Origin of the sequence: Schaalia sp. (genome assembly GCF_050312375.1) — a bacterium.
Classification (GTDB): domain Bacteria; phylum Actinomycetota; class Actinomycetes; order Actinomycetales; family Actinomycetaceae; genus Pauljensenia; species Pauljensenia hyovaginalis.
In genome coordinates this window covers 1-12993 of sequence record NZ_JBNOYB010000049.1, presented here as the reverse complement: position 1 = coordinate 12993, position 12993 = coordinate 1, and the positions used below count along the sequence as shown (strand labels likewise).

At 64.4% G+C, this 12993-nt stretch carries 15 protein-coding genes and 1 pseudogene; 2 read left to right on the top strand and 14 right to left on the bottom strand.

Annotated features, from left to right (window positions below):
- The 14 genes and pseudogenes from ACQY7V_RS03920 to infA form a co-directional block, all read right to left on the bottom strand.
- A pseudogene (locus ACQY7V_RS03920) lies at nucleotides 1-379 on the bottom strand (hypothetical protein); the annotation flags it as partial.
- Nucleotides 367-1116 carry an ROK family protein gene (locus tag ACQY7V_RS03915; RefSeq protein WP_115726756.1) on the bottom strand — a complete coding sequence of 250 codons (750 nt, stop codon included), beginning with the start codon at nucleotides 1114-1116 and terminating at the stop codon, nucleotides 367-369. The pseudogene ACQY7V_RS03920 and the gene ACQY7V_RS03915, both read right to left, overlap by 13 nt.
- A 102-nt stretch (nucleotides 1117-1218) precedes the next feature.
- Nucleotides 1219-2265: a LacI family DNA-binding transcriptional regulator gene (locus tag ACQY7V_RS03910; RefSeq protein ID WP_154476256.1), complete on the bottom strand. Its 1047-nt coding sequence runs from the start codon at nucleotides 2263-2265 to the stop codon at nucleotides 1219-1221.
- Nucleotides 2262-3632: a glycoside hydrolase family 13 protein gene (locus ACQY7V_RS03905; protein WP_154476254.1), complete on the bottom strand. Its 1371-nt coding sequence runs from the start codon at nucleotides 3630-3632 to the stop codon at nucleotides 2262-2264. Before ACQY7V_RS03905 ends, ACQY7V_RS03910 begins: the two co-directional genes overlap by 4 nt.
- Before the next feature lies 1 nt (nucleotide 3633).
- Nucleotides 3634-4470 carry a carbohydrate ABC transporter permease gene (locus ACQY7V_RS03900; protein WP_320836242.1) on the bottom strand — a complete coding sequence of 279 codons (837 nt, stop codon included), beginning with the start codon at nucleotides 4468-4470 and terminating at the stop codon, nucleotides 3634-3636.
- Entirely contained in the window at nucleotides 4467-5351 is an 885-nt protein-coding gene (locus tag ACQY7V_RS03895) for a carbohydrate ABC transporter permease (RefSeq protein ID WP_115726749.1), read from the bottom strand. The genes ACQY7V_RS03900 and ACQY7V_RS03895 overlap by 4 nt, the downstream gene beginning before the upstream one ends.
- A 29-nt stretch (nucleotides 5352-5380) precedes the next feature.
- Nucleotides 5381-6655, bottom strand: a complete 1275-nt coding sequence (locus ACQY7V_RS03890; protein WP_303843868.1) for an ABC transporter substrate-binding protein — start codon at nucleotides 6653-6655, stop codon at nucleotides 5381-5383.
- A 93-nt stretch (nucleotides 6656-6748) separates the two neighbouring features.
- A complete protein-coding gene (locus ACQY7V_RS03885; protein ID WP_320836241.1) occupies nucleotides 6749-8422 on the bottom strand; it encodes a glycoside hydrolase family 13 protein in 1674 nt (557 codons plus the stop codon).
- A gap of 354 nt (nucleotides 8423-8776) precedes the next feature.
- Nucleotides 8777-9271, bottom strand: a complete 495-nt coding sequence (rplQ, locus tag ACQY7V_RS03880; protein ID WP_320836240.1) for a 50S ribosomal protein L17 — start codon at nucleotides 9269-9271, stop codon at nucleotides 8777-8779.
- A gap of 42 nt (nucleotides 9272-9313) precedes the next feature.
- Entirely contained in the window at nucleotides 9314-10312 is a 999-nt protein-coding gene (locus ACQY7V_RS03875; RefSeq protein ID WP_235362136.1) for a DNA-directed RNA polymerase subunit alpha, read from the bottom strand.
- 189 nt (nucleotides 10313-10501) lie between these two features.
- Nucleotides 10502-10912: a 30S ribosomal protein S11 gene (gene rpsK, locus ACQY7V_RS03870; RefSeq protein WP_154476244.1), complete on the bottom strand. Its 411-nt coding sequence runs from the start codon at nucleotides 10910-10912 to the stop codon at nucleotides 10502-10504.
- Between the two features lie 62 nt (nucleotides 10913-10974).
- The gene (gene rpsM / locus ACQY7V_RS03865; protein WP_184453689.1) at nucleotides 10975-11349 is read right to left on the bottom strand and encodes a 30S ribosomal protein S13; all 375 of its coding nucleotides are present in this window, start codon (nucleotides 11347-11349) and stop codon (nucleotides 10975-10977) included.
- Nucleotides 11350-11493: 144 nt separating this feature from the next.
- Nucleotides 11494-11607, bottom strand: a complete 114-nt coding sequence (rpmJ, locus tag ACQY7V_RS03860) for a 50S ribosomal protein L36 (protein WP_003790577.1) — start codon at nucleotides 11605-11607, stop codon at nucleotides 11494-11496.
- 41 nt (nucleotides 11608-11648) lie between these two features.
- Complete coding sequence (infA, locus tag ACQY7V_RS03855) at nucleotides 11649-11870, bottom strand: translation initiation factor IF-1 (RefSeq protein WP_073982359.1); 222 nt, start codon at nucleotides 11868-11870, stop codon at nucleotides 11649-11651.
- 409 nt (nucleotides 11871-12279) lie between these two features.
- On the opposite strand from infA, the gene ACQY7V_RS03850 reads away from it, so the two are divergent.
- Nucleotides 12280-12780, top strand: coding sequence for a hypothetical protein (locus ACQY7V_RS03850; protein ID WP_320836238.1), 501 nt, complete (start codon nucleotides 12280-12282; stop codon nucleotides 12778-12780).
- 32 nt (nucleotides 12781-12812) lie between these two features.
- A complete protein-coding gene (locus ACQY7V_RS03845) occupies nucleotides 12813-12974 on the top strand; it encodes a hypothetical protein (protein WP_428638993.1) in 162 nt (53 codons plus the stop codon).
- The last annotated feature ends 19 nt before the right edge of the window (nucleotides 12975-12993 follow it).

Here is a 12993-nt window from a genome sequence, read left to right as displayed (position 1 = left end):
GTCTCTGCCCCAGCAGAGCGTTGAGCCTTCGCACCAGGCCCTCGCCGATCGCAGCCCCGTCGCCCGGCTGAGCCCGGCGCGGCGCGAGGGCGCGCCACGCCTCCACCGGGAGGTCCATGTGCGCGACCTGGTGCCGGGCGTGAACGCCCGCGTCGGTGCGCCCCGCCACCGTCAAAGCGACGGGCCCGCGAAGAACGAGGGCGAGGGCGGCTTCGAGTTCTCCTTGAACTGTACGGAGCCCGGGTTGTGCGGCCCATCCGTGGAAGTCCGTGCCGTCATAGGCGAGGTCGAGGCGGACGCGCAGGCTCGTCCCCTCCCCTTGGCCGAACGGAGTCCCGCCCTCGTCCCCCGGGATCGCCGTGGCCGTCACTTCTCCCATGCGCGCACTCCCCCGATGATCCCCGCGTCGTTCGGGACGATGACGACGTCGTCGCCCAGCCTCGCCCGGTTCGCGGCGGTGATGCGCTTCGAATTGCCGCCGCCGATGTAAAGGCGGTCCCACATGTACATCGGGCGCAGACCGTCGACGATGCGGCGCACGCGCCGCGACCAGTGGGCGTCGCCGAGCCGGAGGCGCTCATGTTCGCCGATGTAGTCGTCGTAGGTGAGGCCCCAACGGACGAAGCCCTGGGAGACCTCGACGTGCGGGGCGAGGGCGCCCGCGTCGAAGACGGCGTTGCCCAGCCCCGTGCCCAGGGTGATGATCATTTCCAGGCCGGTGCCGGTGATGACGCCCGCACCGGCGACCTCCGCGTCGTTCCACACCTTCGTCGGCAGGCCGAGGCTGCGGCCGATCGCCCTCCCCATGTCGAAGTTCTTCCACTCCTCGACGAGTTCGGGCACGACCTTGGAGCGCGGGCCGGATCTCGTGATGTAGTGGGGCGTCGCGATGACGATGCCGTGCCGGATCATTCCCGGCATGCCCATCGTCACGCGGTCCGCGGCGGGCAGGCGCTCGGCTAGCCCGCGGACGGTGTCGACGAGCAGCGACGGCGGCAGCGGATACGGGGTCGGCACTCTGAGGGGCTTGGCGACCATCGTCCCGCGCGGATCGAGGACGGATCCCTTGATGCCGCCCCCGCCGCAGTCGATGGCGAGGGTCATGGGTTCGGACATGCCCCCATGCTATCGGCGCCGGCATCCCGCGAGGCGAGCGTCCGAAGCCGAGAGCTCCTGCATCATCGCTACCGAGGAATGCGCTCGCCGCACCTCGGGTTCTCAGGCGGCAGGTCCGGTCGACTCCCTCACCAGAAGGGTCGTTTCAAGGACCTCTCGACGGGATCTTCCCTCTTCCCGGGACATCTCCTCAACGAGGAACTCTGCGGCGAGGCGCCCCTTGGTGATGATCGCCTGATGCACGGTCGTCAGTCCTGGCCGGACCGTCAGTGCTTCCCCGATGTCATCGAATCCGGAAACCGACACCTGTCCGGGCACGTCGACTCCCGCGCGGTGCGCCGCGTCGAGGACTCCGAGTGCGATGATGTCGCTGAAGGCGACGATCGCCGTGGGGCGATCGGTGCCGTTCCATATTCTCTCGAAGGCTCGGACACCGCCTTCGCGAGTCGAGGGGACTTGCAGAACCGACATGCCCGGGGAGCGCAGCCCCATCCCTTCACTGCGGAGCACATCGGCGATCGCGTCGATCCTCTTCTTCACGGCGCCCCGCCATCGCGATTCATCGTCTCCCCGGTCGGTGTCGATGACGAGGAATGCGAAACGCCGGTGCCCCAGGCGCAGGAGGTGCTCCATCAGCTGGCGGGTGCCCGATTCCTCATCGACGCCGATCGACGGGAATCCCTCGTGATCCTCCCCATCCACCATGACGGTCGGGATCCCCCTCTGCCGGAGGGCCTGCACCTCGCCGCGGTCCTCTTCGAGGCCGCAGACGATGAATCCGTCGACAGCGGCATAGGGGATCGCTTTGAGCATCGATCCTCTCAGCGGCGGCACGAGGAGCATCGTGCGCCCCTCCCTCTGGCAAACCGTGCCGACCCCCTGGAGGAACATCGCGTAATAGGGGTTCTCGAGGGCGCGGTCGATCTGCTGCGGCAGGAGGACGCCGAAGGAGTCCGTGCGACGGGTCCGCAGCATCCGTGCGGCGGGATCCTGGGAGTACCCCAGCTCGCGGGCGGCCTCCATCACGCGTTCCACGGTGCTCTCCGAGAGCTGTTTGGAATCCCTGAAGGCGAGGGAGACCGTCGACTTCGAGACTCCGACGCGGTCGGCGATGTCCTTGTAGGTCGGGCGTTTCTGAGTCCGCCTCATCGCGCCCTCCCCCGTTTGAGGAATCGAGAGCCCGCTCCTTGGAAGGTGACACCGCCCTCGTGCAGCTCGCCCGAGTCTTCATCCGTCCAGGGCCCCGAATCGGCACTGGGCAATTCTCGGAGATCCACGCGCGTGCCGTGCCCGCGATGGACCAGAACAGCGAAATCTTCCTCCGCATGGCGCCTCATGATGACAAGGGTATCGGCATCGATCGCATGGAGGTCCTGTTCACCCCGGCGCAGAGCGATGCTGCGTCCTCTCATGCGCCCCAGGAAACGCACATGATCGAGGATCTTCGTGTTCCACTGAGCGGTGTCCCAGACCATTCCTCCTCGGCATCCGGGGTCGTTCGCTCCGAGCATCCCCACTTCGTCGCCGTAGTAGAGCATCGGCGCGCCCTGGCAGGCGTACATGATGTCGTAGGCGATCAGTTCGGAGTCGGCATCGAGGCCATGCCGGGTGAGGAGGCGCTCCGTGTCGTGGCTGCCCAAGAGGTTGAGCATTCCGTGATGGAATCCCTCGGGGATCCGATCGCGCAATTCATTGAGCCCCTTCGCGAGGGCGAAGGCGTCGACGCTCCGATCCGCGGTGAAGCCGAGGACCAGGTCGCGCAGGGTGTAATTCATCGTCCCGTCGGCGGTGTCACCAGCGAGCCAGGGTTCGGGCTCGCGCCATTCCTCGGCGACGATGTACAGGTCGTCGCCCTTCGCCTTCACGGTCTGACGGAAGCGGCGCCAGAAGTTCATGTTGATGAAGTAGGGGACGTCGAGGCGCCACCCGTCGATCCCCCTGTCGATCCAGTACTCGGCGACGGAGAGGTGATGCCGCCGCACATCGGGATGATGGACATTCCACTTCGGCAGGTATTCGCATCCCGAGCAGGTCCGATAATTCGGTGTCGGCGCGTTCACGACGGGGAAGTCCTCGATGTAGTACCAATCGACGTACTCCGAGTCGGCTTCGCGCTCGACGGCGTCTAGGAAATAGGGGTGCGTCTTCCCGCAGTGATTGAGGACGGCATCGAGAACGACGCGGATCCCCCGTCCGTGGGCCGCCTCGATGAGGGAGGTGAAGGCGGCTTCGCCCCCGAGAGCGGGATCGATGGAGAAGTAGTCCTCGGCGTCGTAGCGGTGGTTGGTGCGGGCCTTGAAGATCGGCGTGAGGTAGAGGGCGTTGATACCGAGCTCGCTGAGATGATCGAGCTTGCGGGTGATACCCGCGAGGTCTCCTCCGAAGAAGTTGTCCGGGGTCGGTTCGCTGTCCCAGGGGACGACTCCTCGCGGGTCGATGGAGGGATCGCCGTTGGCGAATCGCTCCGGGAAGATCTGATAGAAGACTGCATCATGAAGCCAATCGGGGGCGCTCATGTCACTCCTTCATTCCTGAGGCGGCGATGCCGCGGATGAGTGCTTTTTGGAAGAAGAGGAAGACGATCACTGTCGGGAGCGTAGCTGTGAGAGTCCCGGCCATGAGGTAGTTCCACGAGGTTCCGTACCGCCCGACGAATGCTTGCAAGCCGATCTGGATCGTCCGGTGCTCGTCCGTATTCGTGACGAGGAGGGGCCAGAGGAAGTCGTTCCAGGCGAAGAGGAAGCTGAAGATCGCGAGGGTCGCGAGCGCCGGACGGGACAGCGGGATGATGATCCGGCAGAAGACGGACAGGCGGCTGCATCCGTCGATGCGCGCGGCTTCCTCCAGCTCAACGGGTATCGAGGTGAAGAACTGCCTCAGAAGGATGATCCCGAAGACGTCTGCGAGGCGCGGGACGACGAGCGCCGTCATCGTATCGATCCAGCCGAGATTCGCCACGAGCGAGTACAGGGGGATCACCGTGACGAAGCTCGGGACCATGAGAAGGGCGAGGAATCCGACGAAGATCGCATCCTTCGCCGGGAAGCGAAGGCGCGCGAAGGCGTAGGCGGCCATCGAGTCGAAGGCCAAGTGGCCGATGACGATGCCGAGCGCCATCAGCGCGGAGTTGAGGTAGTACTGCGCGAATGGAGCGGCATCCCACGCCTTCGCATAGTTCTCCCAGTGCCACGAGGTCGGAAGGACCGAGGCATTCGTGTAGGTCTCGGCTCGGGTCTGCAACGAGGTTGTGAACATCCAGAGGAACGGCACGAGGACCGTTGCCGAACCGAGGATGAGCACGGCGTGGCGGGCGAGGCGCCCGAGGATCGGTTTCTTGGAGCTATCGACGCTCATCGTTCCTCCTTCGAGGTGACCCGCCATTGGATCGCGGTGACCGCGAGCACGAGGGCGAGGGAGACGAAGGAGATCGCCGCTCCGTACCCGAAGCCATCGAGGCGGAATGCTTGTCGGTACATCAGCATGCCGAGCACATCGGTCCCGCCTCTGGGGCCGCCCTCGGTGAATACATACGCCAGGTCGAAGGACTGGAAGGCGGTGATGAGGGACTGGATCGAGACGAAGAACGTCATGGGCCGCAGGAGCGGAACTGTGATCCGCGTGAAGCTCTGCCACGCCGAGGCCCCGTCGAGTTGAGCGGCTTCATATACGGATACGGGGAGGGCCTGCATCGCCGTCAGGTAGAGGATCGCGTTGAATCCGATGTTCTTCCAGACTGTGAGAATCGTGAGGAGAAGCAGGGCGAGCCAGCGGTTCTGCAGCCAGTCGACCCCTCCGACTCCGACCGCGTCGAGGAGTTTGTTGACCAGTCCGGCGTCGTCGAACATGTACTTCCACACGATCGCCGCCGCAGCCGATGAGGTGACGACCGGGAGGAAGAAGATCGTCCGGTAGATCGCTCGTCCTCGAATCGGGGCGTCCAGGAGCGCCGCGACCGTCAGACCGGAGATGATGCTGAGGATGCAGACGCCGAAGGCGTAAACGATGGTGACGAGAAGACTGTTCTGGAATTCCGGGTCTGCGGCGAGCCTGGTGTAGTTGCCCAGGCCGATGAATTCCTTTGACGGCGTGAGCCCGTTCCAGGAGGTCAGGCTGAGGTAGCCGGCTGAGAGGATCGGATAGAGGGTGAATATCGCGAGAATGATGGTCGCTGGCGTGAGCAGACCCGCTGCGGTCACCGCTTCGTCCCGCCGAAATGCGTCGTGGCGAGCTTTCATTTCGTTCCTCCTCTCAGCCGGCTTCGGATTCAGCCGTTCGCGATCACGTCGTTGACTGCGCGTTCGGCGTTATCGAGGGCCTCCTGCGGAGTCGCTTCTCCGGCGAAGGCCTTCTCCATCTCTTTCGCGAAGGCGTAGGAGATCTTCGGGTACAGGGGCGTGTTCGGGCGCGTCCGCGCGTACTCCATCTGCTCGACGTAGGGCATGAGTCGGGGCTCGTTCTCCTTGATCCATGAGAGGTAGTCGTCGCTGGAGGCCATCGACTGGGTGACGGGGAGCATGCCGGTCGTCGTACTCCAGTTCATGACCTGCTCGTCCTGCAGGAACCACTCGAGGAATGCCGCTGCTCCTTTCGCCTTGTCCGCCGAGTTGTTGAAGACGACCGCCTGTTCGCCTCCGAGGTTCGTCGCCTGGACGCCGCCCTCGGGAATGGGCAGCGGAGCGACGTCGAAGGCGAAGGGCGGATCGGGCGCCCAGATTCCGACCATCCAGGAGCCTTCCTGAGCGGCCCCTCCTGCTCCCTTCTCGAATTCTCCCCACCCCGCGTAGCGGCTCACTCCGGAGTCAATGAGCGACTTCCAGAATTCGACGGCTTTCAAGCCCTCCGCGGTGTTGAAGGCAGCGGCGGAGTTGTCCTTCGTGAGGAATTCTCCTCCGGCCTGCCACAGGCTGACCTGGAAGTTCCAGGTGAGGCCCTCACCGTTGTCACCGGCCTCCGTCAAGAGGTCGTAGCCCGGCAGTCCCGTCTTCTCGGCGATGACGGCTCCTTGCTTCGCGAGCTCCTCCCAGGTCGTCGGCGGATCATCAGGATCGAGGCCCGCCTGTGTGAAGACGTCCCGGTTGTACATGTAGGCGAGATTGTTGGCGGAAACGGGCAGCGACACCTGTTTGCCCTCGATGCTGCCGTATTCGCGCAGGGCGGGGTTCACGTCGTCGATCACCGTGGAATCGACGAGGGGGGCGAGGTCTGCGAGTTCGCCGATCTGGGCCATCTGGGGGACCCACACGAGATCGCCGATGGCGATGTCGGGCAGGGAATTCGAGGAGGCCGAGGTCTTCAGCTTCGTGAGGAAGTCGGCGTTGGGCACGTTGGAGGTCGTCACTCGAACGGCGTCCTGGGAGTCGTTGTACTTCTGGACGAGCGCGTCGAAGGCGTCGGCGTTCGCGCCGTCCCAGTAGTGCCAGACCGTCACCTCCACGGGAGCGCCGTCGGCAGTCGACGTTGACTGCGCCGTGCCGGTGGTCGTGGTGCAGCCCGTCGCGAGGGCGAGAAGGGCCGCCGTTCCCGCGATGGCTGGAATCATGCGTTTCATGGTGTTCATCTTTCTTGTCGTGAATGTGTGGGAGATGCGCCGATCATGAGGATCGACTGCGGTGGTCGTCGATAAGCAGGCGGGTCAGCTCTCGGCGGGGAGGCGTTCGAACCAGACGGTCGAGTCGCCTTCGACGAGGTCGCGCTCGGAGTCGTCGCTCCGGGCGATCACGCCTCCGAGTCCGCCGATCCGCTCGAAGGGGATCGGCGTGGAGCCGGTGTTCGTCACGCAGACGAAGGCCCCGTTGTCGAATGCGAGAGCATCCGTCTGTTCGAGGGGAAGCCATTCGAGATGGGTGATGCTGTGACGGTGTTCGTTCCGCGCCCGCAGGAAGCGCCGGTAGAGGGCGAGCATTGAGTGGGGGTTCAGGGCCTCCTCATCCCTCGTCATTCCTTCGTAGGTCTTGGGCTGGGGCAGCCAGGGATGCTTCCTCGCCTGCTCGGAGAATCCGAGCGAGGGCGCGCCGCGCTTCCAGGGCATGGGGATCCGGCATCCGTCGCGCCCGATCTGCATGCCGCCGGTCCGGTACCAGATCGGGTCTTGTCGTTCGTTCGGCGCGAGCTCGAGGTGCTCGGTCAATCCGAGCTCCTCGCCCTGGTAGACGTAGATGGTCCCCGGCAGGGCGGCCATGAGCGCCAGGGCCGCTCCGGCGCGCTTCGTTCCGAGGGTGAGGTCGACGGGGCCGGTTTTGCGGGCCGAAGCGAGCATGTCATCGGGAACGGGTTCCTCATCGACTTGCTCCTGCCCGTAGCGGGTGACTGCTCGGTGCACATCGTGATTCGCCAGGGTCCATGCGGGTCCTTCGACTTCGGATGCGAGTCCGATGCCCTTGTCGATGGCGCGGCGCAGTCTGCCGGCGATCCAGGGTTGAACGAGGAAATCGAAGGCGAAGGCCTGATGCAGTTCATCCTCAGCGGTGTAGTGCCGGAAGGAGCGGGGATCCGCCACCCACACTTCGCCGATCAAGTATCGCTTGGGCTCGTAAGCATTCGCGATCCCCCTCCAGCGCCGGTAGACCTCGTGCACTTCGGGTTGATTCCACAGCCCTTCCGCCGTTCCCGAGTTCGAGACTTCGCCCCGTGGAATCGGATCGGCTTTGACGAGTCCGTGCGCGACGTCGATGCGGAAGCCATCGACACCGCGGTCGAACCACCATTTGAGGACCGAGTCGAATTCCGCTCGGACTTCCTCGTTCCGCCAGTTGAAGTCCGGTTGCGAGGAGTCGAAGGCGTGGAGGTACCACTCCCCGTCGGCGCTTCCGGGGACGCGGCTCCATGCGGGGCCTCCGAAAACGGACTGCCAGCTGTTCGGCGCTCCTTCGCCTCTTGCGCCGCGACCCGATTCGAAGTGGAAACGGCGTCGCGCAGGCGATCCGGCCTCCGCTCGAATCGCTTCCTGGAACCAGCGGTGCTGATCCGAGCAGTGGTTCGGAACGATGTCCATGAGGACCTTCAGCCCCAGCGAGTGCGCATCTTCGAGGAGACGGTCGAAGTCTTCGAGGGTTCCGTACATCGGATCGATGTCGCGGTAGTCGGCGATGTCGTATCCATGGTCGCGCTGGGGGGAACGGAAAATGGGGTTGAGCCATATCGCATCGCACCCCAGAGCCGCGATATGCCCGAGCTCTTCCCGGAGCCCATTGATATCCCCATTCCCGTCCCCGTCTGCGTCCTTGAAGGAGCGCAGATATACCTGGTAGACGCAGGCGTTGCGCCACCAGTCGACTCCTGTCGAGGTCTCGATCGTCCGAGCCATCATCGCCGCACCCGTTCCTTCACGATTTCCTTCCTTCGCCCCGTACTTGCTCATGCGAAGCGGGACTGCAATCCTTCAGGAGTCGCGCGCAGCTCTGCGACGCGCCGCCCTCCCGTCTTCGCTGACGATCAGGAGCTCGAATGTCTACTGGATCGATCTAATCACCTTGTGCAGCTCAGGTCAAGAGGGAACGAAGATTCATCCGGGGCCATTCGGATCCGAACAACAGCCCCTCCCGCAGGGCACGACGAAAGGGCGGGGAGGGATCGAATCCCTCCCCGCCCTCTTCCGCCCTCGGGGGGCGATCAGCGGATCTTCTCGTTCAGCCCGACGCGTGTCGGGCTGAGCATCAGTCGATCACTCGGCCTTCTCAGCCTCGGCCGTCTCCTCGGCGGGAGCCTCGGCCGCTTCCTCGACCGGAGCCTCTTCGACCTTCTCCGCGGCCTTGGCGGCGGTGGTCTCAGCGGCCTTCACGACGGCCTTCTTCTCAAGCTTCTCGAGGACGATCTCGATGCGCATGAGAGGGGCGTTGTCGCCCTTGCGGTTGCCGACGCGGATCAGACGGGTGTAGCCGCCCTGACGCTCGGAGTCGATCGCCGGAGCGATCTCATCGAAGAGCAGGTAGACGGCTTCCTTCGAGGTGATCTTCTTGGCGACCGTGCGGCGGGCGTGCATGTCGCCGCGCTTGGCCTTGGTGACGAGCTTCTCGAAGTAGGGCTGGAGAAGCTTGGCCTTGGCCTCGGTCGTGGTGAGCGCGCGGTGCTCGATGAGCTGGGTCGCGAGGTTCGCGAGGATGAGCTTCTGGTGCGCCGGGCTGCCGCCCAGGCGGGCGCCCTTCTTGGGAGTGGGCATTGTGTCTCCTACGGATTATTCGCGTCCATCGGACGCTCGGGGTCAGATGGACTGTTCGTCGCTGAACTGGATCGATCCGGAGTCCGGCTCGCCGAAGGACGGCATGACGGAATCCTTGAGGGTCATGCCGAGCGCGGCGAGCGCGTCCTTGATCTCTTCGATCGACTTCGTTCCGAAGTTGCGGATGTCGAGAAGATCGGCCTCGGAGTGGGCGACGAGCTCGCCCACGGTGAGGATTCCGCGACGACGCAGGGCGTTGTACGAACGCGACTGCAGGTTGAGGCTCTCGATCGGCAGGGCGAGGTCCGCGGCGAGGGTCGCATCCGTCGTGGACGGTCCGACCTCGATGCCTTCGGCTTCCTCGTTGAGCTCGCGCATGAGGCCGAAGAGCTCGACGAGGGTCTTGCCCGCGGAAGCGAGGGCGTCGCGCGGCGTGATCGCCGGCTTCGTCTCCACGTCGATGACGAGGCGATCGAAGTCGGTGCGCTGCTCGACGCGGGTCGCCTCGACCTTGTAGGTCACCTTGACGACGGGCGAGTAGATCGAGTCGATCGGGATCCGCGAGAGCTCGGCCTGCGGGTCCTTGTTCTGAGCGGCGGACACGTAGCCGCGTCCGCGCTCGACGGTCAGTTCGATCTCGATCCGGCCCTTGTCGTTCAGGGTGGCGAGGTGGAGCTCCGGGTTGTGGATCTCCACGCCGGCCGGGGGCTGGATGTCGCCGGCGAGAACCTCGCCGGGGCCCGCCTTGCGCAGGTACATCACGACAGGCTCGTCCATCTCCGAGGAGAGGACGATCTGCTTGATGTTGAGGATGATCTCAGCGACATCCTCCTTCACGCCTTCGATCGTGCGGAACTCGTGCGCGACGCCGTCGATGCGGATCGAGGTGACCGCCGCGCCGGGGATCGACGACAGGAGGGTGCGACGAAGGGAGTTGCCCAGGGTGTAGCCGAATCCGGGCTCGAGGGGCTCGAGCGTGAAGCGCGAGCGGAATTCGCTGACCTTCTCCTCAGTGAGGATGGGTCGCTCTGCAATGAGCACGTCGTGGTCCTTTCTTCCCGGCGCCCGCCATATGACGCCGGACAGTCGTTCCCGCCTTCGCGGGACAGGGGGTGCGAGCCTGCCGATCGGCCGACTCGGACGTGGGGCGGGCGTTCACCCGGCCGCCCGTGGGCTCCTCGCGGATGCCCCTGGGCGCCGAGGGCGAAGCGGCCTGCCCGATGCGACGGATCAGACGCGGCGGCGCTTCGGGGGGCGGGCGCCGTTGTGAGCCTGCGGGGTGACGTCCTGGATCGAGCCGACCTCGAGGCCCGCGGCCTGGAGGGAGCGGATCGCGGTCTCACGGCCGGAGCCGGGGCCCTTGACGAAGACGTCGACCTTCTTCATGCCGTGCTCCTGGGCGCGACGAGCCGCCGCCTCGGCCGCGAGCTGCGCGGCGAAGGGGGTGGACTTGCGGGAGCCCTTGAAGCCGACCTGGCCGGAGGAGGCCCAGGCGATGACGGCACCGGTCGTGTCGGTCAGGGACACGATCGTGTTGTTGAACGTCGACTTGATGTACGCGTGACCGTGGGTGACGTTCTTGGAGAGCTTGCGGCGCGGCTTGCGAGCGGCACCGGAGCGCGAGGTCTTTGCAGCTGCCATGTTGCTTTACAGTTCCTTCTTCAGTCGTGGAAGGGAGGGGCGCGAACGCCGGTCCCGAGGCCTTACTTGGCCTTCTTCTTGCCTGCGACGGTGCGCTTGGGGCCCTTGCGGGTGCGCGCGTTGGTCTTGGTGCGCTGACCGTGGACCGGCAGGCCACGACGGTGACGAAGGCCCTGGTAAGAGCCGATTTCAATCTTGCGGCGGATATCGGCCTGAACTTCGCGGCGGAGGTCGCCCTCGACCTTGAAGTTCGCGTCGATGTATTCGCGCAGCTTGACGAGATCCTCTTCGGTTGCGTCCTTGACGCGCACGTCCGGGCTGACGCCCGTGGCGGCGAGGGTCTCGGCGGCGCGGGTGCGGCCGATTCCGTAGATGTAGGTGAGCGCGATCTCCATGCGCTTCTCGCGGGGGAGGTCGACACCGGCAATACGTGCCATGTTGTTGGTGCTCCAGTTGTTCCTCGGAGGTCGTCATCGCATCTTCCGGGTGAGCCACCCGGCCCCGGCCTCCGAACCGGGGGTCGCCTTGCGGCGGTGGACGCGATGCTGCGGGGCTAGGCGCCCCCTATTGCGCGGCGGGGCTCAGCCCTGACGCTGCTTGTGCCTGGGGTTGTCGCAGATGACCATGACATTGCCGTGGCGACGGATCACCTTGCACTTGTCACAGATCTTCTTGACACTCGGCTTGACCTTCATGGTGGTTCCTCCACCGCCCCGAGGGGCGGAAGTGTCGGTTCTTACTTGTAGCGGTAGACGATACGGCCTCGGGAGAGGTCGTAGGGGCTCAGTTCGACGACGACCCGGTCCTCGGGGAGGATCCGGATGTAGTGCTGTCGCATCTTCCCCGCGATGTGACCGAGAACGACGTGGCCGTTCTTCAGCTCCACGCGGAACATCGCGTTGGGGAGGGCCTCGATGACCGTGCCCTCCATTTCGATGACGCCGTCTTTCTTCGCCATATCCTCCGTCTGTCCTCTACGTTCATCGGATGCGTCGCGGCCGGGGCCGCGGGGCGCGTCACGACGCGGGTACACGTCGATTGGCGACACGCCCGAAGATCAACAATACGGCATTTCGGGCCGAGCATGATAGTCCGCCGCCCTGTCGAATGCCTCACCTTCTCCCCCGCCAGAAATGTTGCTAGCGGGCCTCGGAGATGGTGCCCTGCCCACCGAGCCCACTCACAGTGTCGAGAGCCAAACAGGCGCGACCAGAATCGAAACATGCGGATGGCGCATACCGCGAGGAAGCCGTTCCCTCCATCAAGACGCCCCGATGCCCGCAACCTCTTCTTCGAAACGGACACCCGAACCACACATCCATATAGAAGTCAAATGGTAACATTAAGCAGCACGATCGACCGATCAAGTGACAATCAACAAGGAGGTTGATGTGTTGAACACGATACGAAAACTGTTGGTTGTGTGCGTCGGGATTCTTCTCGTCGCAGCGCCAACCGGAGGCGCAATCGCTGCTCCAATTGACGATCCGACCGATAGCCTCGAAACCGTCGAAATGATCGAAGTGCCTGGTGGCGTGCTCGTTGGCCCCAACAAGATATTTGTTCGACGTGCCCCAACCGACAAGACGCTCTACAAGTGCTTCTTTGCTGGCGGCGTTCAGTACGAGACAAATCTCAGCTACTGTCGCAACGTTAGTGTCCATATGATTCAGGAAGGTCGGGTTGTCGGGCGCTTCTCAACCGACAGTAACGGAAGGGTTTACACGGGAAGGAACCCTAGCGTCGGCTGTCTGGTTGCTCTCGCTTCGGGAGGACTCAAATTGGTAGCACCCGGAGGCGGCACCGTTGGGTGGGTCGCCGGTTCTTGGGTTCTTGCATTCCTTGGGATCGCAGTCTCATGTCCGTGATATCTTCAAGTTCCAGAGGTGACGTCAGCATAGTGACGACCTTCGTATTCACCGGACTACTCGCGCTCATTGCAGTTTTTGCACACCGCCTGAACTGGGTATTCATCGTTGCAGCAGTCGTCTTCGGCGCCCGCGCCGCCTACCTCACCTACAGGTGGTACCGAGGGCGCAAGGAGGAACGGGCTTCCTCCTGACGAGGAGTCTCACCGAGAA